At 70.7% G+C, this 23,580-nt stretch carries 19 protein-coding genes; 10 read left to right on the plus strand and 9 right to left on the minus strand.

Annotated features, from left to right (window positions below; genetic code table 11):
• The first annotated feature begins 80 nt into the window (after positions 1 to 80).
• The 5 genes from AC6CH9_RS10725 to AC6CH9_RS10745 all read left to right on the plus strand — a co-directional run bounded on the left by AC6CH9_RS10725 (position 81) and on the right by AC6CH9_RS10745 (position 6,106).
• Positions 81 to 1,946: a protein kinase family protein gene (locus AC6CH9_RS10725; RefSeq protein WP_498154868.1), complete on the plus strand. Its 1,866-nt coding sequence runs from the start codon at positions 81 to 83 to the stop codon at positions 1,944 to 1,946.
• A gap of 195 nt (positions 1,947 to 2,141) precedes the next feature.
• The gene (trxB, locus tag AC6CH9_RS10730) at positions 2,142 to 3,170 is read left to right on the plus strand and encodes a thioredoxin-disulfide reductase (protein WP_498154869.1); all 1,029 of its coding nucleotides are present in this window, start codon (positions 2,142 to 2,144) and stop codon (positions 3,168 to 3,170) included.
• A gap of 46 nt (positions 3,171 to 3,216) precedes the next feature.
• Positions 3,217 to 3,549 carry a thioredoxin gene (gene trxA, locus AC6CH9_RS10735; RefSeq protein ID WP_087470418.1) on the plus strand — a complete coding sequence of 111 codons (333 nt, stop codon included), beginning with the start codon at positions 3,217 to 3,219 and terminating at the stop codon, positions 3,547 to 3,549.
• A gap of 79 nt (positions 3,550 to 3,628) precedes the next feature.
• Positions 3,629 to 4,981, plus strand: a complete 1,353-nt coding sequence (locus tag AC6CH9_RS10740; RefSeq protein WP_498154870.1) for an aminotransferase-like domain-containing protein — start codon at positions 3,629 to 3,631, stop codon at positions 4,979 to 4,981.
• A 204-nt stretch (positions 4,982 to 5,185) separates the two neighbouring features.
• Positions 5,186 to 6,106, plus strand: coding sequence for a D-alanine--D-alanine ligase family protein (locus AC6CH9_RS10745; protein ID WP_498154949.1), 921 nt, complete (start codon positions 5,186 to 5,188; stop codon positions 6,104 to 6,106).
• Positions 6,107 to 7,646: 1,540 nt separating this feature from the next.
• Here AC6CH9_RS10745 and AC6CH9_RS10750 read toward each other — a convergent pair.
• The 8 genes from AC6CH9_RS10750 to rpmH form a co-directional block, all read right to left on the minus strand.
• Positions 7,647 to 9,044 carry a ParB/RepB/Spo0J family partition protein gene (locus AC6CH9_RS10750; RefSeq protein ID WP_498154871.1) on the minus strand — a complete coding sequence of 466 codons (1,398 nt, stop codon included), beginning with the start codon at positions 9,042 to 9,044 and terminating at the stop codon, positions 7,647 to 7,649.
• Entirely contained in the window at positions 9,041 to 10,102 is a 1,062-nt protein-coding gene (locus tag AC6CH9_RS10755; RefSeq protein ID WP_498154872.1) for a ParA family protein, read from the minus strand. Before AC6CH9_RS10755 ends, AC6CH9_RS10750 begins: the two co-directional genes overlap by 4 nt.
• A gap of 237 nt (positions 10,103 to 10,339) precedes the next feature.
• Entirely contained in the window at positions 10,340 to 11,026 is a 687-nt protein-coding gene (gene rsmG, locus AC6CH9_RS10760; protein ID WP_498154873.1) for a 16S rRNA (guanine(527)-N(7))-methyltransferase RsmG, read from the minus strand.
• A gap of 317 nt (positions 11,027 to 11,343) precedes the next feature.
• Positions 11,344 to 11,871: a Jag family protein gene (locus AC6CH9_RS10765; protein WP_498154874.1), complete on the minus strand. Its 528-nt coding sequence runs from the start codon at positions 11,869 to 11,871 to the stop codon at positions 11,344 to 11,346.
• A gap of 40 nt (positions 11,872 to 11,911) precedes the next feature.
• Positions 11,912 to 13,000 carry a membrane protein insertase YidC gene (gene yidC / locus AC6CH9_RS10770; RefSeq protein WP_498154875.1) on the minus strand — a complete coding sequence of 363 codons (1,089 nt, stop codon included), beginning with the start codon at positions 12,998 to 13,000 and terminating at the stop codon, positions 11,912 to 11,914.
• 60 nt (positions 13,001 to 13,060) lie between these two features.
• On the minus strand, positions 13,061 to 13,399 hold the full coding sequence (yidD, locus tag AC6CH9_RS10775; protein WP_498154876.1) for a membrane protein insertion efficiency factor YidD: 339 nt from the start codon (positions 13,397 to 13,399) through the stop codon (positions 13,061 to 13,063).
• Positions 13,396 to 13,764 (minus strand): ribonuclease P protein component, encoded by a 369-nt coding sequence (gene rnpA / locus AC6CH9_RS10780; protein ID WP_498154877.1) that lies wholly within the window; start codon positions 13,762 to 13,764, stop codon positions 13,396 to 13,398. The genes yidD and rnpA overlap by 4 nt, the downstream gene beginning before the upstream one ends.
• A 6-nt stretch (positions 13,765 to 13,770) precedes the next feature.
• Positions 13,771 to 13,908, minus strand: coding sequence for a 50S ribosomal protein L34 (rpmH, locus tag AC6CH9_RS10785; RefSeq protein WP_034225701.1), 138 nt, complete (start codon positions 13,906 to 13,908; stop codon positions 13,771 to 13,773).
• A 545-nt stretch (positions 13,909 to 14,453) separates the two neighbouring features.
• Between rpmH and dnaA the strand changes: the two genes are divergently transcribed.
• The 5 genes from dnaA to AC6CH9_RS10810 all read left to right on the plus strand — a co-directional run bounded on the left by dnaA (position 14,454) and on the right by AC6CH9_RS10810 (position 21,363).
• Entirely contained in the window at positions 14,454 to 15,872 is a 1,419-nt protein-coding gene (gene dnaA, locus AC6CH9_RS10790; protein WP_053370370.1) for a chromosomal replication initiator protein DnaA, read from the plus strand.
• 1,345 nt (positions 15,873 to 17,217) lie between these two features.
• Positions 17,218 to 18,348: a DNA polymerase III subunit beta gene (dnaN, locus tag AC6CH9_RS10795; protein ID WP_378230279.1), complete on the plus strand. Its 1,131-nt coding sequence runs from the start codon at positions 17,218 to 17,220 to the stop codon at positions 18,346 to 18,348.
• A gap of 61 nt (positions 18,349 to 18,409) precedes the next feature.
• Entirely contained in the window at positions 18,410 to 19,348 is a 939-nt protein-coding gene (gnd, locus tag AC6CH9_RS10800) for a phosphogluconate dehydrogenase (NAD(+)-dependent, decarboxylating) (protein ID WP_498154878.1), read from the plus strand.
• 43 nt (positions 19,349 to 19,391) lie between these two features.
• Entirely contained in the window at positions 19,392 to 20,702 is a 1,311-nt protein-coding gene (recF, locus tag AC6CH9_RS10805) for a DNA replication/repair protein RecF (RefSeq protein ID WP_498154879.1), read from the plus strand.
• Between the two features lie 160 nt (positions 20,703 to 20,862).
• Positions 20,863 to 21,363 (plus strand): DciA family protein, encoded by a 501-nt coding sequence (locus tag AC6CH9_RS10810; RefSeq protein WP_087472626.1) that lies wholly within the window; start codon positions 20,863 to 20,865, stop codon positions 21,361 to 21,363.
• Positions 21,364 to 21,496: 133 nt separating this feature from the next.
• Here AC6CH9_RS10810 and AC6CH9_RS10815 read toward each other — a convergent pair whose 3' ends face one another.
• On the minus strand, positions 21,497 to 23,044 hold the full coding sequence (locus tag AC6CH9_RS10815) for a hypothetical protein (RefSeq protein WP_498154880.1): 1,548 nt from the start codon (positions 23,042 to 23,044) through the stop codon (positions 21,497 to 21,499).
• Positions 23,045 to 23,580: the final 536 nt, after the last annotated feature.

Here is a 23,580-nt window from a genome sequence, read left to right on the forward strand (position 1 = left end):
GGCCTCAATCGGGTGATACGCGGGCAATCAGGGCCCGCGTACCATGGTGTGTCGACCACGAGTCCCACGGAGGAGGTCCGGTGAACGGCGTGGCCCCAGGAACACTGCTCGTCGCGCGCTACCGGCTCGACGAGCAGCTCACGTCCGACCTGTCGGACGTCACCGCATGGTCGGCGCACGACCAGATCCTCGACCGGCCCGTCCGGATCTCGCTGGTCACCGGCCCGCACGTCGCCGACGCCCTCGACTCCGCCCGGCGCGCCGCGCTCGTCGTCGACCCGCGCCTGACGCGCGTGCTCGACGTCGGGACGGAGGACGGCGTCGCGTACGTCGTGACCGAGCGGTACACGGGCATCACGCTGAGCGAGGTCGTCGCGGGCGGCATCGTCGACCCGCAGCAGGCGCGCGCGATCGTCGGCGAGGCCGCGGCCGCGCTCGAGGTCGCCCGGCGGCGCGGGGTCCACCACCTCGCGCTCCGACCCGACGCGCTCCGCGTCGACGGCAGCCGCGTCGTCCTCACGGGCCTCGGCCTCGACGCCGGCGTCGCGGGCCACGACCAGCACGACGCCGACCTCACGTCGCGCACGGACGCCGTCGGGCTCGTCGCGCTCCTCTACTACGCGATGACGGCCCGCTGGGCCGGACCGTCCTTGGACGTCCCCTGGATCGCCCCCGAGGCTATCCACCCCCTTCCCGCGCAGCGCGCGGGAGACGGGATCCTCCCGCTCTCCGCCGTCCGCCCGGACGTCCCCACGGAGCTGGACGCGCTCTGCACCCAGGCGTTCGCGGGCACCCACGGCACGGTCGAGGAGTGGACGGCGCCGCCCGCAGGCGACGCGCCCCGCTCCCCCGCCGACGTCGTCGGCGCGGTCGAGCCCTGGGGCGAGGTCTCGGTCGTCGCGGCCCTCCCCTCGTTCGTCCAGCCCGCGACGGCGGGCGTGAGCCGCCAGTCCGTCCGGACGGCGTTCGACGGTGCGACGAGCGCGCCTCCGGGGACGCCTCCGCCCGCCCCGCCGGTACGCCGCCCGACGACGGGGCGCATCCACCGCGTGGGGGACGTGCCGGGCTCCGCCGGACCGGGCGTCGCGTACGCCGCCGGGGTCGCCACGGGCGCCACGGCAGCGGTCCCGCCGCCCGCGCCGGACCCGGCGACCGCGGCGTACGCGGTTCCCCCGCCCCCCGCCGGCTACGACGCCGGCACCGCGCCCGTCCAGTACGCGGCCGCGCCGCCGCCCGTACCGCCGACCACGGAGGCGCCGCAGGCCTGGAGCGAGCCGGCCCCGCGCCGGCGCGGCCCCCGCCGGTTCAACGCGACCCCGATCGTCCTCGTGCTCGTCCTCGGCCTCGTGGTGTGGGGTGTCGTGTGGGCGGTGAACACCGCGTTCGACGGGTTCGGTCCTGCGCTCCAGACGAGCGAGGAGCCGACGGGCGAGGGGTCGGAGGCCCCGTCCGAGGGTGGTGAGGGCACCGCGGGCGGCGAGGAGGCCCCTCCCGCGTCCGAGGTCCGGCCCGTGATCGCCTCGGGCCAGGCCCTGGACCCCGAGGGCGACGCGTCCGGGAACAACGACGGCGAGCACCCCGAGCTCGCACCGCTCGCCTACGACCAGCAGCCCGACACGACCTGGATCTCGCGCCGCTACAACGCCGCGGACTTCGCCGGTCTGCGCTCCGGTATCGGGTTCGCGGTCACGCTCGAGCAGAAGGCACCGGTCTCGACGGTCGTTCTCGACACGGCCACCACCGGAGGCAAGGTCGAGATCCGTGCCACGAGCCCGGACGCTCCCACCGAGGGCACCGTCCTCGCCTCTGGGCCGCTCTCTCCCGGTGTCGAGTTCACGTTCGACCAGCCGGTCGAGGCGGAGTCGATCGTGCTGTGGTTCACCGAGCTGCCGCAGAACCCGGCCGGGGAGTACCGCGCGGAGATCAACGAGATCCTCGTCTCCTGACGCTCCCCGGGGATGGGTGACGGTCGGTCCCGTCCGGTCCGACCGTCGCCGGCGCACGGTGCATGGACGGCAAACGCGCCGTGCGCCGGTGCCCCGTAGCGTGGCGAACACCCGTACCGTGGAACAGAAGCCGCCTCGGCGGCGTTCACACTCTCGCGTGGTCGGCCGCCACGCACCGAGCATCGAGGAGAGCACGTGACCGAGCAGTCTGCCGTCCAGAACCTGATCGTCGTCGGGTCCGGTCCCGCGGGGTACACCGCGGCGATCTACGCGGCGCGCGCGGGGCTGGCCCCGCTCGTGCTCGCAGGCTCCGTGACCGCCGGTGGTGCGCTGATGAACACGACGGACGTCGAGAACTTCCCCGGCTTCCCCGACGGGATCATGGGCCCGGACCTCATGGAGAACATGCGCAAGCAGGCCGAGCGGTTCGGCGCCCGCATCGAGTGGGACGACGCCACGCTGCTCGACCTCGAGGGGCCGGTCAAGACCGTCGTGACGGGCAACGGTGAGACCTACCGCGCCCGCGCGGTCATCCTCGCGACCGGGTCCGCCTACCGTGAGCTCGGACTGGACGACGAGAAGCGCCTGTCCGGGCGCGGGGTGTCCTGGTGCGCGACGTGCGACGGGTTCTTCTTCCGCGACCAGCACATCGCCGTCGTCGGCGGCGGGGACTCCGCGATGGAGGAGGCCACGTTCCTCACCCGGTTCGCCGAGAAGGTCACCCTCGTCCACCGCCGCGACGAGCTGCGCGCGTCGAAGATCATGGCCGACCGCGCGCTCAACGACCCCAAGATCGAGTTCGCCTGGAACAGCGAGGTCGCCGGCATCGACGGCGAGAACAAGGTCGAGGGCGTGACGCTGCGCGACACCGTGACCGGCGAGGAGCGCGAGCTGCCCGCGACCGGCCTGTTCGTCGCGATCGGTCACGAGCCCCGCACCGAGCTCGTCAAGGGGCAGATCGACCTGGACGACGAGGGCTACATCCAGGTCGTCGGGCGCACCACCGCGACCAACCTCGAGGGCGTGTTCGCGTGCGGCGACGCCGTCGACCACACCTACCGCCAGGCCATCACCGCGGCAGGCTCGGGGTGCGCCGCCGCACTCGATGCGCAGCGCTACCTCACCGAGCTCGCCGACGCCGCCGGCCTGGCGGACCTCGCCGGTACGCCGACCACGCCGAACCCGGACGAGCTGCCCGAGGCGCTCGCCGAGCTCCAGGCCTGAACCAGCGTCCCTCACTCCCACCGAGTCCTACCGCAGGAGGTCAACCATGCCGACCGTTCCGGTCACCGACGACACCTTCCGGGCCGAGGTCCTCGAGTCCGAGGTCCCCGTCCTCGTCGACTTCTGGGCGACGTGGTGCGGCCCGTGCCGCCAGGTCGCGCCGATCCTCGAGGAGCTGGCCGAGGAGTACGACGGCAAGATCAAGATCGCCAAGCTCGACACCGACGCGAACCCCGAGACGACCGGTGCCTACGGGATCGTCTCGATCCCCACGCTGAACGTCTACGTGGGCGGCGAGCTCCAGAAGTCGATCATCGGGGCGCGTCCCAAGCGGGCGCTCACCGAGGAGATCGACGCCGTGCTCGCCACTGCCGTCTGATCTTCACGACCACCATGCCGCCGGAGGGCGGACCGCGAGCACCGCGGTCCGCCCTCCGGCGTCTTCACGGGATCCCCCGATGCCCCGTGCGAGACTGGGCGTCGTGACTGGACCGACGACTCCCCCGCAGCAGCCCGCTCCCAGCGGCACCCGCCTCGACCCGTGGTTCGGTGCCTACGCAGAGCGAGCGCACGGGATGCGAGCGTCGGAGATCCGGGCGCTGTTCGCGGTGGCGAACCGACCCGAGGTCGTGTCGCTCGCGGGCGGCATGCCGTACCTCGAAGGACTCCCCCTCGACCAGATCGCCGACACGATGCAGCGCCTCGTCGCGACGCGTGGTGCCACGGCGCTCCAGTACGGCTCCGGCCAGGGCGACGAGTCCCTGCGCGAGCGGATCCTCGAGGTCGTGCGGCTCGAGGGGATCGAGTGCCACCCCGACGACGTCGTCGTCACGACGGGGTCGCAGCAGGCGCTCGACCTCGTGACGAGGATCTTCGTCGACCCCGGCGACGTCGTCGTCGCCGAGGCGCCGAGCTACGTCGGGGCGCTCGGCGTGTTCCGCTCGTACCAGGCGGACGTCGTGCACGTGCCCCTCGACGAGCACGGTCTCGTGCCCGAGGCCCTCGAGGAGACGCTCGCCCGGCTCGCGGCGGACGGTCGCCGCGTCAAGCTGCTCTACACCGTGCCGAACTTCCACAACCCGGCCGGGGTGACCCTCACCGCGGAGCGTCGCCCGCGCATCCTGGAGATCGCGCAGCGCTACGGCGTCCTGGTCATCGAGGACAACCCCTACGGCCTCCTCGGCTTCGACGGGCAGACGCTCCCCGCCCTCCGCTCGCTCGACGAGGACGGCGTCCTGTACCTCGGGTCCTTCTCCAAGACCTTCGCGCCGGGATATCGCGTGGGCTGGGTCGTCGCGCCCCACGCCGTCCGCGAGAAGCTCGTCCTCGCGAGCGAGTCTGCGATCCTCTGCCCCTCGAACGCCTCGCAGCTCGCCATCGCCGCGTACCTCGACACGTGCGACTGGAAGGGTCAGATCAAGCAGTTCCGCGAGCTCTACCGGGAGCGCCGGGACGCCATGATCGGCGCGCTCTCCGAGCACCTCCCCTCGGCTCGCTGGACCGTGCCCGACGGCGGCTTCTACACCTGGGTCCAGCTCCCGGAGGGCCTCGACGCACGGTCCATGCTCCCGCGCGCCGTCACGGCGCGCGTCGCCTACGTACCGGGCACCGCCTTCTACGCGGACGGCACGGGCTCGAGCCACGTGCGCCTCTCCTACTGCTTCCCGACCCCCGAGCGGATCCGCGAGGGAGTCCGACGCCTCGCCGGGGTCGTCAACGCCGAGCAGGAGCTCGTCGAGATCTTCGGGACCAACGCCGAGCTCGACCCTGACGTCACGGACGTCGAGAACCCCTCGCCCAACCTGGCCTGAAGCACCTCACCACGACGCCGCGGCGGCCCCCACGGTCCGACGCCGGCACCGAACAGGAGTCCGTCAACAGTGGACACGACCACGGGTACCTCGGCGGCCACGGGCGAGGCTGCCACCGCAGCCCAGTCCGACGCGCAGCGCCCTGACCAGTACCTTCACCTTCTCCGGCCTGACGACGACGTCCCCCCGGGCGGACATGTCGCCATCCTCGCCGGCGGGCTCTCCCACGAGCGCGACGTCTCCCTGCGGTCGGGGCGTCGCGTCGCCGAGGCCCTGCGCGCCGCCGGTCTCGAGGTGACGGTCCACGACGTCGACGCCGACCTCCTCCCGTTCCTCGCCGCGACCCGCCCCGACGTCGTGTGGCCGCTCCTGCACGGCGCGAGCGGCGAGGACGGCTCGATCCGCGACGTGCTCGAGCTCGTCGGGGTTCCCTACGTCGGGACCGGGCCGCGGGAGAGTCGTGCAGCCTGGAGCAAGCCTGTCGCCAAGAGCGTCGTGCTCGCTGCAGGCCTGTGCTCACCCGAGTACGTGACGCTCCCACAGAGCCTGTTCCGGGAGCTCGGTGCGCAGCCTGTCCTGGACGCCGTCGTCGCGCGTCTCGGACTTCCTCTCGTCGTCAAGCCGACCCACGGTGGCTCGGCGCTCGGCGTGACCCTCGTGGAGCGGGCCGACCAGCTCCCCCGCGCCATGGTCGACTGCTTCGCCTATGGCGACGTCGCCCTGATCGAGCGCGCCGTGCGCGGCGTGGAGCTCGCGGTCACCGTCGTCGACCTCGGTCACGGCCCTGAGGCCCTGCCGCCCGTCGAGATCGTCACGGCGGGACCGTACGACTTCGACGCGCGGTACAACCCTGGACGCACCGAGTACTTCGCCCCCGCCCGCCTGGACGACGACGTGCTCGGGATCGTCCGCGAGGTAGCCATCCGGGCGCACGTCGCGCTCGGCCTGCGCGACCTGTCACGGACCGACGTGATCCTCGACCAGGACGGTGTCGTGCAGTTCCTCGAGGTCAACGTCGCACCGGGCATGACCGAGACGTCGCTCCTCCCCCAGGCCGCCCGTGCCGCCGGGCTCGACCTCGGTCACCTCTACCGGTCGCTCGTCAACGCTCACGTGCGGCACTGAGGACGGCGGTCCGACCGACGCATCGACGGTCGCTGTTTCACGTGGAACGTCGCGCTGATGATGGCTCGACCGTCGACCCTCCTCGCTCCCTCGTGGTAGCTGGCGGTCGCCGTCGGCGCGCGGGACTCTGTCATCGTCTCGCGTGCTGGATCAGGCGTGCTGGATCAGGCGTGCTGGTTCACGCGTGCCTGATCTCGCACCCGGTCGTGCGCCCGGTCGTGCGCCAATGGCCTCCTTGCCGGTCGTGCCAGCGGACGGTCTCTCGGTTCTGGTCTGAGCGCGGACTACACCCTCTTGCATGGTATGGCGGAGAACCCGGCTTCCGCCTGCCCCTCGTCACGGATCCCGGACGTGAGCCTTTCCCACGAACGCGGCCACGGGCGCTAGGTCGGACCATGCTTCGGGCCGGAGGGTGTCGGTTGCCGTCACCTGCGAGCCTGACGGACCGGAATCTCACGAGATGTTGTGTGACCGAACGACTCCCTTCGTCGGAGCTGTCCTGAGCGTTGAACGAGGCGGGCACCGGCATGCGCGCGTGGGCCCCCGAAGGCGGCCAGGGTCGCTGGGAGCGCCCGAAAGCCCCCTACGCCACGGGAAAGCGCCGTCCTCGGCCCACGAGCAAGCGGGCAGTGATCGGTAGGCAGGGCGGGGCAGTAGGCACACCGTCGTCGTGATGGGCCTGTTTCACGTGGAACCGCGCACTTCTTCGCGTGCGGCACCGCTGGCACGTTGTTCCACGTGAAACAGCGGAGGGGCAACGGCCTCCAGAGGTAGGGCCGTCCTGCCTGGACACTCCCCCGTGCTGATACAGCGCCAGTCGGCACGAGGTCCAGGACGTCGACATGGGCCACCATGTCTCAGTGCATCGACACCGCCGGGCGATGGACGGAGCCACGTCAAGCCCTCGCGTGGAATCACCCACCCACCGGGTTGCGCATCCGAGTGCCGCCGGATCGGGGACCTGCCGCGAGCAACGCTTCGCTCCGCACTCTCGTTCCAAATACTCCGGCCTCGAGTCCTCCGTCCGCTGCTCGCGATGGCTCCACCACGCCATTCCCACCCGAGGCACTGTCGCCATCGCAAGCGCGCCGACGGAAGCTGGGGCCGGCGTTTCACGTGAAACGTCCCCGGCGACGTGCACGTGAGCGTCACCGGAGACCGACTCGCACCACCTTCCCGCGGACTGAGTCGCGGGAAGGTGAGGAGGCACCCGGATGTGACCGGTACGCAGGCATCGACAAGGCGGCAAGCGGGCGGCATGACAATCGATTCCTGGTGCAGGGGTGGAATGCCCAGATAGCGGGAGAAGAACCGTCGTACCGAGCTGGCGGCTCCCGCGGCGGTCACCGCGCGCTCTGGACGACTTCACCGGCGACACCGATGCGCACTGAAGGGAAGGGGGTGCCGACGATCTCCTTCGGACGACGTCGGCGGAAACAACGAGCCGGGACTGGCGTGGGTGCACACATGCACCTCACGCCGGCCCCGGCATCGGAAGGGAAACTGCCGTCACGCGTTGCGTGGCGCCCGCCGGGTATCGCTACTTGCGCAGGAGGCCCGGGTCGTCGGGTGCCATCACGTCGAGGATCCTGTTCAGGTCCTCGACGGAAGCGAACTCGACGGTCAAGCGCCCCTTGTTCTTGCCGAGGTCGACCTTGACGCGCGTCTCGAAGCGGTCGGAGAGACGGTGAGCGAGCTCGTCGATCGCGGCGGATCGCTGACCCGCTCGTGGCGCGCGCGGCGCACGTCGATCACCGTCCAGTCCGCCCATCGCGACGATCTCTTCGGTCGCACGAACCGAGAGACCCTCAGCCACGATCCTCTGGGCGAGGCGCTCGATCTCCGCGCCATCGGTGAGGCCCAGGAGTGCGCGAGCGTGACCGGCGGAGAGGACTCCCGCCGCGACCCTCCGCTGCACCAGTGGAGGGAGGCGCAAGAGCCTCAGCGTGTTCGAGATCTGCGGTCGACTGCGCGAGATACGCTCCGCGAGCTCCTCGTGAGTGCATCCGAAGTCGTCGAGCAGCTGGCGGTACGCCGCCGCCTCCTCCAGGGGATTGAGGGCGCTGCGGTGCAGGTTCTCGAGCAGTGCGTCGCGCAGCAGGTCGGCGTCATCCGTGTCGCGGATGATCGCAGGAATGACGTCGAGGCCAGCAGCCTGCGTCGCGCGCCACCGGCGCTCCCCCATGATCAGCTCGAACGAACCGTCGTCCCCGGGGACGGGACGAACCACGATCGGCTGAAGAACGCCGATCTCGCGGATCGAGCCCACGAGCTCGTCGAGGTCGCCCTCGTCGAAGACGGTACGCGGTTGGCGTGGATTCGGGCGGATCGACGCCGTGGGTACCTCGGCGAAGCGTGCACCGGGAACCGGCACGAGGTCGTCAGCCGCGCTCCCCGTCCACGTGTCGGTGCTCGAGGGGGGCTCGCCGGGGTTCTCCCCGGCCGACCCCGCGATCCCGTTCCCCGCCGAGTCCCCGCGATCCGTCGTGGCGGGGGCCGTTTCACGTGAAACAGCGGTCGCGGCATCGCTGCGAATCGGCTTCGCGCCCTCGACGCGCTGCTCGCTGACCTCCGCGCGGTCCTGCTCAGCACTCTGCGCGTGCTCGTGGTCACTCCCTCCGAGCGCACCGCGATCACCCGCGCTGACAGCATCCAGCTCGGCGAGGTCATGGGGCGAGAGCGACGTCAGGGCGTCCACGTCCGCCGGACCGGAACCGGACTCCGCAACGAGGGTGACGACAGGAGTGCCCTGGGTCCCGCTCGCCACCGAACCCTCTACCTCTCCGTCGCCTGCGGGAACGCCCTCGGACGGAGCGTCGTCGTGCGCTGGCTCAGGCGTCGGGCTCGGGAAGAAGACGTCAACTGGTCGCTTTCCCTCCGAGCTCGTCGGGATGAGAGCCCCGAGCCCCCGGCCGAGCCCTCGGCGCTTCTCGCTCATCGCAGTTCCTCCTGCCGCAGGCCGGGACCACCGATGGTGCCGGCAAACTCATGTTCAGTTCGGACCACCTCAGGCACGGGGGCAACCTCCGAAACGTCACCGTTCTCGCGCTTCAGATCCTGCCCGGGGAGGGCACCGAGGTCGTGATCGCCAGCCCGATTCTCACCGCGTTGCGTCAGCTCACGTGCGGCCTCCAGGTACGCGAGCGCACCCGTCGAGCCTGGATCGTAGGTCATGACGGTCTGCCCGTGGCTCGGTGCCTCGGAGATGCGCACGGAGCGCGGCACGGTCGTCCGCAACGTCTGGTCAGGGAAGTGCTCGCGTACCTCTGCCGCCACCTGCTGCGCAAGATTGGTTCGCCCGTCGTACATCGTCAGCAAGATCGTCGAGACGTGCAGGCCGGGGTTGAGGTGCGACTTGATGAGCTCGATCGTCTTCAGAAGCTGGCTCAGTCCCTCGAGGGCGTAGTACTCGCACTGGATCGGGATGAGCACCTCCCGACCGACGACGAACGCATTCACGGTGAGAAGGCCCAGGCTGGGCGGGCAGTCGACCAACACATAGTCGATGGGGGCCAGACCCTCGCGCTCGCGCCCTGCCAGGTAGTCGTCCAGCGCGCGGCGGAGCCGTGTTTCACGTGAAACGAGGGAGACGAGCTCGATCTCGGCGCCCGAGAGGTCGATCGTCGCCGGCACGCACCAGAGCGTCGGAATGTCGGGGCACTGCTGGACGGCGCTGGCGAGCGGATCGCCGTCGACCAGGACCTCGTAGACCGACGGCGTTCCCGCGCGGTGCTCGACCCCGAGCGCCGTCGACGCGTTGCCCTGGGGGTCGTTGTCGATGACAAGCACATTGAGCCCCGCCAGCGCGAGGCCAGCAGCGAGGTTCACCGTCGTCGTGGTCTTCCCCACGCCGCCCTTCTGGTTCGCCACCGTGATGATGCGCGTCGACGCAGGACGCGGGAAGCGGCGTCCTTGGAGGTCGATGCGGCGCCTTGCGTCTTCGGCAAGCTGGGCCGCGAGCGGTGTCGACTCGTCCGTGACCGGCAGGCTCGCCATCAGCGCTGCTCTCCGGTCGTCCTCGCTCCCGGAACTCCGCGCCCCTCCCCCGTCCTGCGGGAGAGACGTCGACCGATCCTGAAGTTCTCCAGGGTCGACAGGGCTTTCCGTCACGCGTCTCATCCTCTCCGTCGTCGCGTCCCAGCATGCGCCGTCCAGCCCACTCATCTGTGGATGTCAGGCACTCGTCTCCCCTGTGTCGTCGTCACGCTGCGGTGCCGATGTCGAGGGTCGGGTTCAGCGTGCCCCAGTCTGCCGCACGATGCGCACGACCGTGGTGCTCTCCACACCGGGGATCGTCGGCGCGTCCACGATCTGGGGTTCGCCCCCCTTGAGCCGTCGCAACACCTTGCGGGCAGGCTCGACCTCGCGCGCCACGTTGCGTCCCTTCAGGACTATCATCTCGCCGCCCGGTCTGACGAGCGGCAGCGAGAGCCTGACCAACTTGTCCAGGGCGGCCACTGCCCGAGAGGTCACCGCGTCGCACTCGAAGGCACCGTGGTACTCCTCCGCACGCCCCCGCTTCACCTCGATGTTTGAGAGGTTCAGGTCCGTGGCGATCTCCGTCAACCAGGCACAGCGACGCTCCATCGGCTCGACCAGGTAGACGGAGGCACCCGGACGCATCGCAGCGATCACGACCCCCGGAAGCCCTGCCCCGGACCCGATGTCTGCGATGAGCCCGGTCTCTGGCAGGAAGGGGACGACCGCAGCAGAGTTGAGGATGTGCCGGTCCCAGATGCGAGGAACCTCGCGGGGGCCGATCAGCCCGCGCAGCTCACCCTCCCCGCGCAGGCGGTCCGCAAACCGTTCGATGGTCGGGTACGCCGCACCGAAGAACTCGGTCAGCGCCTCCCGCGAGAACTCCGGCTCCGCGTTGCCGTCCACCAGGTCGCGCATCGGCACCTCTGCTTTCTTGTCCATGGGCACCCCACATCGTTTCACGTGAAACGCCCGACGGCGTGCCCGATCATCCGCCGGCGCACCCGATCACGAGGTGATCCGTTCGTTCCGTTGGGCTCACGGGCACACGCCCAACCGCACGAGCGATCCCCCGCCGCTCTGAACAGACTCGATCGGACCGAAGGACACTCGTCGGGAGCACGGCGACGCGGGGTCAGGCTGGATCCCGCCCGGTCGCCCCGCCGTGACATCGAAAAGGTGCGCTCGCTACGACAAACGAAGTCCGCCCCCCGTTTCACGTGAAACGGAGGGCGGACGGGGTCTCACATCGAACAGCGTCAGTCAGCGGGATAGATCACCACGTAGCGCTGAGGCTCGACGCCCTCGGAGTCGCTGCGAAGGCCGGCGGCGGCCACCGCGTCATGGATCACCTTGCGCTCGAAGGCGTTCAGCGGTGCCAGCGAGACCTTCGCCCCACCGGACTGAACGCGACCGATCGCCTCCTCGGCCTGCGCCGTGAGCTCACGACGTCGCGCGGCGCGGAAGCCGGCGACGTCCAGCATCAGTCGGCTCCGCTCCCCGGTCCGCGCCTGGACGGCGAGACGGGTGAGCTCCTGAAGCGCGTCGAGGACCTCGCCGCCATCACCGACGAGCGAACGCAGCGCGGTGGGATCATCGGCGACGATCTCGACGGCTGCGCGGTCATGCTCGACGTCGATGTCGATGTCACCGTCGAGGTCGGCGATGTCGAGCAGCTCCTCGAGGTAGTCCGCTGCAATCTCACCTTCCTCCTCCAGGCTGGTGGTCTCGCGCGTCGACTCGTCGGTGACAGCGTCTTCAGGCGCTGGGGTCTCGGTAGGCGTCATGACGGTGCTCCTCACGGCGGGGGCGCGCACGCGCGCGGTTCTACTTCTGCTTCTTCTTCTTGGGCGCAGGCTTGGACGCCCCGGAGGCCGGAGAGCCCTTCGCGCCGTCGTTCTTCTCAGATCCGTCCGTCGCCTCGGGGGCATCCTCGACGGGAGCGTCCTCGACGCTCGGCGGGTTCGTCCCGACCGGACGGGGCGCAGCCTTCTGTCGGTCCTTGCGCTTCGGCTGCTGACGCTGCCCGCGCGGCTGCTCGATCACCGGCGTGGCGTCCTCGACGATGCCCTTCGCCGCGCGCTTGCGCGCCTGGCGCTCCTTGAGGAGTCGCTCTGCCTCGGAGCCCGGCGCCGGCATGCGACGGATCGTGTAGAACTGCTGACCCATGGACCAGAGGTTCGTCGTCGTCCAGTACACGAGCACACCGACCGGGAAGTTGACACCGGAGACGGCAAAGATGAACGGGAAGACGTAGAGCATCATCTTCTGCGTCGACGCCATCGGCCCCTCGAGGGCGGCCTTCGGCATGTTCTTCATCGTGAGCTGGCGCTGCGTGAAGAACGTGGTGGCGCACATCGCGACGATGAGCACGGCGATGACGATCTTGGTCTGGAGATCGTCGGTGCGCAGAAACACGTCGGACAGCTGTGCTCCGAACACCGAAGAACTCTCGATGTCGCTCGCGACCGCCGAGTTGATCGGTCCGATCGGGTCATCCGTGCCGTTGGAGATCGGCACGAGGCCGTTGAGCACCCGGAAGAGCGCGAAGAAGATCGGCGACTGCAAGAGGATCGGCATGCACGACGCGAAGGGATTCGTCCCGTGCTTGCGGTACAGGTCCATCGTCTCGCGGCTCATGGCCTCGCGGGACGCCGGGTCTGTCTTGCCCTTGTACTTCTTCTGGATCGCCTGCATCTCGGGCTGGAGCATCTGCATGCCGCGCGATGCCTTGATCTGCTTGAAGAACAGCGGGATCAGCAGGATGCGGATGATGATCACGAGCCCGACGATCGACAGGACCCACGCCGGCCCGGGACCGTCGGAGAACCCGAGGAACACCAGACCCTGGTGACACAGGTACATGATCCACGCCACGACCCACTCGATCGGGGCGAGGAACGCGAAGAAGTCCATCGGTGACTGCTCCCTCAACTTCAGACAAAGCTTGTGAATCGCCCGATGTCGGGCTACGGACTAGTGCGTGTGTCGTGCCGGCGGAACATCGTCGACCCCACCGAGGCTCCAGGGGTTGCAGCGCAGCAGCCGCCAGAGGGCGAGGCCCGTTCCGCGCAGGGCGCCGTGGCGACGCACCGCCGTGAGGGCGTACTGGGAGCAGGACGGGTAGTACTTGCACGTGGGCCCGGTCATCGGGGAGATCACCGACTGGTAGGCCCGGATCATGCCGATGAGGGTGAGCGCCGGGACGCGACGCAGTACCGCGACGACGCGACGCACGATTCCGGGAGCTCCGCGGTCGGCGGCGTCCTCGGGGGACGTCGCGGCGTGAGCATCGACCGGGTGGGTGGTCGTCATCGATCCACGTCCGCACGCTCGTGGAGGCGCCGTACCGCGCGATCGAGGCCGCGGACGAGGTCGTCGCTCAAGGCGTCGAACGTCGCCGCAGAGGAGGCGGGGAGCGCACGGACGACAGCGCGTCCGTGCTCGGGCAGCATGTCGAGGCGCGCCGCGGTGGCGGCACGCAGCCGACGCTTCACGAGGTTGCGGTGCACCGCGTTCCCCACTGCCTTGGAGACGACGAAGCCGACCTGTGGTCGCGCATCACCCTCGAGATCCTCTGAGAGGTGCACGACCACGGTCGACCTACCCGCACGCACGCCGCGGCGCACCGCCCGCTCGAAATCGACGGAACGGCGCAGTCGGTGCGCCGCGGGGAGCACCTGGGATCAGGCAGAGAGCTCGGTGCGGCCCTTGCGACGGCGGGCAGCCAGGATGGCGCGGCCGGCACGGGTCCGCATGCGCAGCCGGAAGCCGTGGGTCTTCGCCCGGCGCCGGTTGTTCGGCTGGAAGGTCCGCTTGCTCACGAGGTACTCCAAGAACGTCGGGGAGGTACACCGTCTATGTCCTCGACGATGCAGTGACAGGTCCCGGTTGGAGCCTGTCGGTGGTTCAGGTCGTGCACCGTGCGGTCACCCGCCCGGTCGCCGTCCAGGCACGCGGATCGAGTGGGCCATTGCTGGGGGCACCGGATCCTTGCAGGCAGCTCACGACGCGAGGCCTCGTGTCGAGTCTCCTCCACGCGGGCGCGCCAAGAACACCTGGAACGGCTGTCTGACGTTACGCTGCGCGACCCCTCCGGGTCAAACCAGGAGGCGTGAGATGCGCCGCGGCTCGGGCGACGCGGCATCGCGGTCCCACCGGAGCCCTCCGAGGCTGAGAGCATCCTCACCTTACAACCCACAGCCTGTGGACAACTATGTGGACGAGGGGTTCCCATGGCACGATCGACCTCAGCATCACCCCACCCATGACCCTCCTTCGTCGGCGCACCCCGCCCGGCCCGTCAGCGCGCGCTCGACGGTCGGCTCCGCGCGTCGGCGCACGCCCTCGACCTGTGAGGAATCTGCCCGTGGCCAACCCGGACGAGAACATCGCCGACGTCTGGGCGCAGACCCTGAGCATCCTCGAGGCGAGCCCGGACATCACACCGCGGCAGATCGCGTTCATCCGGCTCGCCAAGCCGCTCGCGATCCTCGACGACACGGTGTTCATCGCGGTGCCGCACGAGCAGACCCGCACCTACCTCGAGACCCGCGTACGCGACGAGCTCGTGACGGCGATGTCCTCGTGCCTCGGCCGCGACGTCCGGTTCGGCATCACGGTCGACCCGGAGCTCAGCTCCGACCCGGTCGTGGCGCCCGCCTCCCGCCCTGCCGTGGAGCGCCCGTACATCGAGCCCGACGACGGCCTGCCCGACCTGCCGCCCCCTCCCCCGCCGCGCCCCCAGGCCGAGCCGAGCCGGCTCAACCCCAAGTACGTCTTCGAGACGTTCGTCATCGGGTCGTCGAACAGGTTCGCGCACGCCGCGGCGGTCGCCGTCGCGGAGGCGCCAGCCAAGGCCTACAACCCGCTGTTCATCTACGGGGACTCCGGCCTCGGCAAGACGCACCTCTTGCACGCGATCGGCCACTACGCGCACAACCTCTACCCGAACGTCCGGGTGCGCTACGTGAACTCCGAGGAGTTCACCAACGACTTCATCAACTCGATCGGTGAGGGCAAGGCAGGCGCGTTCCAGCGCCGCTACCGGGACGTGGACGTCCTCCTCATCGACGACATCCAGTTCCTCCAGGGCAAGGAACAGACGATGGAGGAGTTCTTCCACACCTTCAACGCGCTTCACAACGCCAACAAGCAGGTCGTCATCACGTCCGACCTGCCGCCCAAGCAGCTCAACGGGTTCGAGGACCGGCTCCGCTCCCGGTTCGAGTGGGGTCTCATCACCGACGTCCAGCCGCCGGACCTCGAGACGCGCATCGCGATCCTCCGCAAGAAGGCGTCGAGCGAGCGGCTCGCAGCCCCGGACGACGTGCTCTCCTACATCGGCTCCCGCATCTCGACGAACATCCGCGAGCTCGAGGGCGCGTTGATCCGGGTGACCGCCTTCGCGAACCTCAACCGTCAGCAGGTCGACCTCCCGCTCGCCGAGATCGTCCTCAAGGACCTCATCACGGACGAGGACAGCGCGGAGATCACGCCCGCCGCGATCATCGCGCAGACGGCCGCGTACTTCGGCCTGACGATCGACGACCTCTGCGGGAGCTCCCGCTCGCGCGTCCTCGTCACCGCGCGTCAGATCGCGATGTACCTGTGCCGCGAGCTGACCGATCTCTCGCTGCCGAAGATCGGCCAGCAGTTCGGCGGGCGCGACCACACGACGGTCATGCACGCGAACCGCAAGATCACGGAGCAGATGGCGGAGCGACGGTCCACCTACAACCAGGTCACCGAGCTGACGAGCAGGATCAAGCAGCAGCACCGGGGCTGAGGCGCGTCGCCGTGGGCCCATCCACCCACGCACACCGCCGACCGTGCCGGGGAGGCTCGGTCCGGTCCGTCGACCCCGCCAGCTCCTCGGTACGCCCCGCAGATCCGCTTGCCCGGCATGCCCGCAGACCCTCTGGGCCTCCCGCCCATGAAGCCCCGCGGGCCCCGAGCGGGGGCTGCTCGGTTCCGGTACGACCGCACCCTCGCCGTCGCGCGCGAGCAGCGTCCGACATCGACGCAGTCGACGCGTCCCGTCGCGCCGACGCGCGGCCCGGCTCATTCCCGTCGATGGTCCACAGGGGGCCGCTCCGCGAGCTGGACCGTGGCGCGTTGTCGCACCAGCGTCCTCGCGCGACCGTGCGCCGCGCGGTCAGGTCGACGGCGGCCGGTGAGCCCGACGTGTGGACCGTCGAGACCCTCGACGGCCTCGTCCACACCGATCCACAGAGATGCCCACCGGCGTGCATGATCCTGTGGATACAGACCTCGCGAACGTTCCGCCGCAGCCCGGCGACCATGAGAAGCCGCTTCGTACACAGCGTGTGGGTCGAGTTGTCCACAGTCATCCACAGGGCACCTGTGGGTTGTGACATCCGCGTGATCAGTGGAGCCGGGATCGACCACAGCACCGGGTGGCTCTCCACAAACCGCCAAGTCTCGAGCGCTTTTCCCGGGAAGGCTGTGGAAACGGTCCGTCGTGCACAGTCTGTGGACGGCACTCGGCCAAGCCTGCTGTGCACGCGCCTGTGGATAACTGTGGACGACCAGCCCTACGGTGTGGACAGAGAGGTGCCCGCCGGTGGACGACGTGTGGGGACAGATCGGTCGCCCACAGGCCGCGCGACTTTCCCACATCGCAGCCACGGGTTCGTCCACACGCAGTTTTACCCTCTGACCTGCGCCGACACCCGTTTTCCACGGATTCCACAACCCCTATGACGACGACGAAGGTTTGATCAAGGGGGAATTCCACACGCCTTCATCAGGCTCCGACGGCCGACCCGAGTCAGCTGCTCCGACCACGATCCCGCACCGGCCACCGACCAGCCATCGGCGTACCGGCAGAAGGGGCAGGCCGCACCGGCCGACGCGACGGCGACGTCGGTGCACAGGACCATCCCCAGGCACCTCGTTCCAGTTCCTCCCGACCTGCTCCTCGCGTAGGGTTCATGCACGACACGTGTGCGCGGACCTGCGACCCGAGCTTCTCGCGTCCCCCGCCACGGGCTCTCGCTCGGACGGCCAGGACGTCACTCAGCCCGACGACGAGCCGTGCGCCGAGGCGCAGCCGGACGGCACATGTGAAGATCGAGTCCGATCAGGACGTTGGGACGAGAGGGTGTGGGATGAAGTTCCGGGTTGAGCGTGATGTCCTGGCCGACGCGGTGACCTGGACGGCGCGGACCCTGCCGACCCGCCCGCCTGCTCCGGTGCTCGCCGGTGTGCGGCTCGAGGCCGACGCGTCCGGGACGATCGGCCTGTCGAGCTTCGACTACGAGGTCTCGGCCCGCTCGGAGATCCCCGCGGAGGTGAGCGAGCCCGGCACGGTGCTCGTGTCCGGCCGCCTGCTCGCCGAGATCTCCCGCGCGCTCCCGGCGAAGCCGGTCGACGTCGTCCTCGAGGGCACCAAGGTCACCGTGACCTGTGGCGCGAGCCGCTTCACGCTCCTCACCATGCCTGTGGACGAGTACCCCGCCCTGCCGGCCATGCCCGAGCTCTCCGGGACGGTGTCCGGCGACGAGCTGACGAACGCCGTCGCGCAGGTCACGGTGGCGGCCAGCCGTGACGACACGCTCCCGCTGCTCACCGGCGTCCGCGTCGAGATCGAGGGCGAGAAGATCACGCTCCTGGCCACGGACCGTTACCGCCTCGCCCTTCGCGAGCTCACGTGGACGCCCGTCACCCCCAGCTACTCGGCGGTCGCGCTCGTCCGCGCCCGCACTCTCAACGACGTCGCCAAGTCGCTCGGCAGCTCGGGTCTCGTGAACGTCGGCCTGAACACCGGAGCCGGGGTGGACCTCATCGGCTTCGAGGCGGGCGGCCGCCACACCACGTCGCAGCTCGTCGACGGGGACTACCCCGCCGTGCGCCGGCTGTTCCCTGACGAGACCCCGATCCACGCGGTCGTCCCCACGGCTCCGCTCATCGACGCGGCCAAGCGCGTGTCGCTCGTCGCGGAGCGCAACACCCCGATCCGGCTGTCGTTCACGGACGGACAGGTCGTGCTCGACGCGGGTCAGGGCGACGACGCGCAGGCGTCCGAGGCGCTGGAGGCCGTGCTCGTGGGCGAGGACATCTCGGTCGCCTTCAACCCGCAGTTCCTCCTCGACGGACTCGGGGCCCTCGGGACGGACTTCGTGCGCCTGAGCTTCACGCACCCGAACAAGCCCGTGGAGTTCACCGGTCAGGACTCCCTGGACGGCGAGGACTCGTCGCACTACCGCTACCTGCTCGTGCCGATCCGCTTCGCGGGCTGACCCGCGAGGACCGTCTTTCGCACCACCGCCTCGACCGCATCACCGCACCCGGAGGACTCGCATGGTCACGCGCATCGGACTCGTCGGCCTCGGCAAGATGGGCAACAACATGCGGGCGCGCATCCGTGCCGCCGGCATCGAGGTCGTGGGCTACGACCCGCGGCCCGAGGTCTCGGACGTCGCGACCCTCGCCGACCTCGTCGCGGCCCTGCCGGACGACGGCCCGCGCATCGTGTGGGTCATGGTGCCCGCGGGCGAGCCGACCCGAGGCGTGGTGACCGAGCTCGGCGGTCTGCTCGGCGCGGGCGACTTCGTCATCGAGGGCGGCAACTCGTACTACGCCGAGGACCAGGCGCGCGCCGCCGAGCTGAGCGAGAAGGGCGTGGGCTACCTCGACGTCGGCGTCTCCGGCGGGGTCTGGGGCCTCGAGAACGGCTACGGCCTCATGGTCGGCGGCGACCGCACGCACGTCGAGGCCGCCATGCCGGTCTTCGACGCCCTGCGTCCGGAGGGCCCGCGTGAGGAGGGCTTCGTCCACGCGGGCGAGGTCGGCGCGGGCCACTTCGCGAAGATGGTCCACAACGGCATCGAGTACGGCCTCATGCAGGCGTACGCGGAGGGCTACGAGCTGCTCGCCGCGAAGAGCGAGCTCGTCAAGGACGTGCACGGCACCATGAAGGCGTGGACGCGGGGCACCGTCGTGCGGTCCTGGCTCCTCGACCTGTTCGTCAAGGCGCTCGAGGAGGACCCCCAGCTCGCCGCGATCGACGACTGGGTCGACGACTCCGGCGAGGGTCGCTGGACGGTCGACGAGGCCATCGACAACGCCGTCCCGCTGCCCGTCATCTCGGCCGCGCTCTTCGCGCGCTTCGCCTCCCGCCAGGAGCAGTCCCCGGCGCTCAAGGCCGTCGCGGCGCTGCGCCAGCAGTTCGGCGGGCACGCCGTCAAGGCCGCCGGCCCGGCCTCCCCGGGGGCCGGACCGCTCGAGCCTCCGGCCTGACCGGGGCGTCCGCCCGCCTCGTCCTCGACCTCTCGCTGAACCGATGTACGTCTCGCACCTGTCCCTCGTCGACTTCCGGTCCTACGAGTCCGTCGACGTCGAGCTCGTCCCGGGCGTGAACGCCCTCGTCGGGCAGAACGGCCAGGGCAAGACGAACCTCGTCGAGGCGATCGGGTACGTGGCGACGCTCGCGAGCCACCGGGTCGCGGGCGACGCGGCGCTCGTCCGCGCGGGCGCCACGCGTGCCGTCGTCCGGACGCGGGTCGTCCGGGGAGACCGGGCGAGCACGGTCGAGCTGGAGATCGCCTCCGGCCGCGCGAACCGCGCTCGCATCAACCGATCGCCCGCGCAGCGGCCCCGCGACGTCCTCGGCATCGTGCGGACCGTCCTCTTCGCGCCGGAGGACCTCGCCCTGGTCAAGGGTGACCCGGACGGTCGCCGACGGTTCCTCGACCAGCTCGCCGTCCTCCTGGTCCCACGAGTCTCGGCGCTCCTCGCTGACTACGAGCGGGTGCTGCGCCAGCGGGGGGCACTCCTCAAGTCCGCGACCGCGCTCCGGGGGCGCGGCCGCGGGACCCGCCGTCCCGCGATCGCGGAGCCGCCGGCGGACGACGCCGCGCCCGAGGGGGCGTCGTCCCCGCTCGCGACGCTCGAGGTCTGGGACGCCCGGCTCGCGAGCCTCGGCGCCGAGATCACGGCCCTGCGGCTCCAGCTCGTGACGGCCCTCACGCCCTACGTCGCGGAGGCGTACGAGCAGGTCAGCGCCGGGCAGGGCGAGGCGCGGATCGCCTACCGCTCGTCGGTCGACGAGGCGCTCGACCCGGACGGTGCCCGCGACGGTGCCCCCGCGACGGGTGCGCCGGGCCCCGACGGCGCCGGACCGACGTCGGGCCTCCCCGACGCGCCGACGCTCGAGAAGCGCATGCTGGATGCCATGCGGGTGGTGCGGGCCAAGGAGATCGAACGCGGGGTGAACCTCGTCGGGCCGCACCGCGACGACGTCGTGCTCACCCTGGGCGGCCTGCCGGCGAAGGGCTACGCGAGCCACGGCGAGTCGTGGTCGTTCGCCCTCGCCCTGCGCCTCGCGTCGTACCGCCTCCTCAAGGACGGGGCGCCGGCAGGGCTCGACTCGCTCCTGTGGGCGGACCAGTGGGGTCCTGACGGCGAGCCCGTGCTCGTGCTCGACGACGTGTTCGCCGAGCTCGACGTGCGGCGCCGCGAGCGGCTGGCCGAGCTCGTCGCGGGCGCCGGCCAGGTCATCATCACCGCGGCCGTGCCCGACGACGTCCCCGCCCTCCTGGACGGGGCGCGGTTCGCCGTCCACGAGGGGACGGTGACTCGTGTCGAACCGTGACGGATCGCGGGGCGCGGCGTCGTCCGGTGGCGCTGGGCCGCCCTGGGAGCGGAAGAAGGACGCGGCCTCGCCATCCGTCCGCGCCGCGTCGGCGGGCCCGCCTGTCGAAGACCGGGACGAGGTGGAGCCTCGGGCGACGGGGGTGCCTGTCGGAGACGTCGTGGAGCTGACGCCGCCGGCGGAGGTAGCACGGCAGGCGCTCAACCGCGCGAAGGCGGCGGCCCGGGCGAAGGGACTGCGGCCGGGGCAGGAGCCTCGCCGTCGGATCCTGGCCGACCCGCCCACGTCGGGCGCCCGGCCGGGCGGACGCGACCCGCAGCTCCTGGGCGACGTCGTCGCGCGCCTGCTGCGGGAGCGCGACTGGGTCGCCGACGTGTCGGTGGGCGGTGTGGTCGGGCGGTGGCGCGAGGTGGTCGGCGACCAGGTGGCGGACCACTGCGAGCCGGAGACGTTCGAGGACAAGGTCCTCGTCGTGCGGGCGGACTCGACCGCGTGGGCGACGCAGGTGCGTCTGCTCGCACCACAGCTCCTCGAGCGGCTCGCGCGCGAGGTCGGCGAGGGCGTCGTGGAGACGGTCACGGTCCTCGGCCCGGCGGGGCCGAGCTTCCGTCGCGGCAAGAAGTCGGTCCGCGGACCCGGGCCGCGCGACACCTGGGGCTGAGTGCCCGACGGCGCCGCCACCGTCGGCCGGAGGCGCACCAGTAGCGGTGCCGACAGACGACGAGGCCCGCCGTGACCAGGTCACGGCGGGCCTCGCGCGCGGTGACCGGGGCGCTGGTCACCACGTCATGGGGTCAGGACTGCACGCGGCGACGCAGCCAGAACACCAGGGCGCCGCCCCCGACGAGCAGCGCGGCGAACGCCGCGGCACCGGCGACGGTCGCACCGGTCGTGGCGAGCTCGGGACCGCTCGCCCCCACGGGTGCGGGGACGTCCTCGGCCGCGACGGGCGCGACGGGAGGGTTGGCGCACGCGCTCGTCGCCGGCGGGTAGGACACGACCGTCGAGTACGCCGGGTTGACCTCGAAGAGGACCTCGACACCGTCACGCGTCCAGGCGTAGTTGCCCTCGGTCTCGGTGTACGACCCGTCCTCGTTGCGGACGAAGCCGGGCCACTGCTGCGGCTCCTCCGCCGAGGCGCCGGGCCACAGGATCGTCCCGTTCAACGGCTGGCCCTCCACGACGTAGTTCTCGCCACCGTTCGGGTGCAGGAACGTGATCGTCAGCGGGTTCTCGTCGTCGACCGTGATCCCCTCGGGCAGCGCCACCTCGTAGCCGAGGTAGGGCACGTCACCCTCGCAGACCGCCTCGATCGCGCCCGGGACGAGCGCGCAGGCCTCCTCGGACGGCAGCAGGTCCGCGATCGGGAAGAGCGCGCTGCGGCCGTCCTCGGCGACGACGTAGCCGAGCTCGGTCGTCTCCGCCGAGAACTCCACGGTGGCGTCCTTCGGCTCCGCGACGACGCCCTCGGCCGTGACCGTGTAGCGGAACTCCTCGGACTCGGCCGGGACGTTCTCCTCCGTCAGCTCGGTACCGCACACTTCGACCGCGGAGGGGACGACCGGCGTCGCGGGGGCGACGACCTCCTCGTCCACCGGCTCGGGCGTGTCGCACGCGCCCTCGGGGAACAGCTTCACGAGGTCCTGGTGGTCCCAGGAGATGAGGGTGCCGTCGGGGAACTCGCCGAGGTGCTTGCCGTCGGGCGAGTAGCGGATGTCCGCCGGGAGCTCGGCCAGGCCACCGGGCAGGTCGACGAGGTCCTGCTGGACCGCCCACGCGGTGCACAGCTCCTCGGTGGTCACGTCGGGCTCGATAGTCCTGGCGACCTCGCGCACAGCCTCGAGGTCGAGAGGCGCGACGAGCCACGTCTTGTCCCAGGGCTCCTCGGGCAGCGCGACCTCGTCGCTCGTGACGAGCTTCTGCGGTCCCGAGTTCTCCCAGGCAGCACCCCGCGTCGGGTCGAGCTTGGGGTAGACGTAGACGCCGACCTGGACCGGGCTCTCCTCCTCGGGAGCCTCGCAGGCCGTCGTCGTGCCCTTCCAGGACTTGTCGTACCTGTCGTTGTCCGAGGCGTCGACGGCGACGCTCCAGGTGTGGTCCTGGGTCGGGTCGAGATCGTAGGTCTTCTTGAAGTGCCCGTCGAAGCTGCGGGGCTCGAGCGTCTTGCCGTCGACGACGACGGTCAGGCCGTTCCCGGGTGCGTAGGCCCAGAGGTCGACCTTCAGGCTCTGGCAGTCGGCGACGGGTCCGCCGCTGTGGGCGGAGGCGGGGGCCGCGGTGGCCACGAGCAGGCCGCCGAGTGCGAGCGCTGTCGCCGCAGCGCTCGCGAGGAGTCTCTTCACGGGGTGAGGGTCCCTTCGGTGTCGGGCCGCCCGCGCGCCGATCACTCCGTGCGCGGACGACGCGCGAATCAGGATGGTGTGTGGTATTAGACCACCTTCGCGGCGAAATGCCGATTCCCGACTTGTCAGGACCGGGAGCGTTCCCACGACTGCCCCGGCGCGGTGGTCTGCCCGCGTTCCGGCGATGGGTGGCCGGACCGTCGGGCCGCCTGTACGCACGGCCTGTGGACAACGATGTGGAGAACTCACGACGGCACCGCACGGATCACGTCGGAAACGCCCTCGGAGATGTCCCCAGGGGCGCCACAATCCGCGGAATTCGGGTCGTGGCGGGTAGACTGGGGAGGTCATTCCGGGTCTGTTCACCACCCGTGCGCGCAGCCCCTCCGAGGAGGCGCGGCCAGCCGTCCACGGCCGACCGCCCACCCTCGCGGAGGAGCCGACGCCGACCGTGGTGCGGGCCCGGAACCCTTGAGCAGCAGCGCCCTGCTTCCGCGCGAACGCGGGCGCAGTCTGCACGACGACGAGGAGCAGTC

This window comes from Cellulosimicrobium sp. GQ32, from assembly GCF_059758455.1.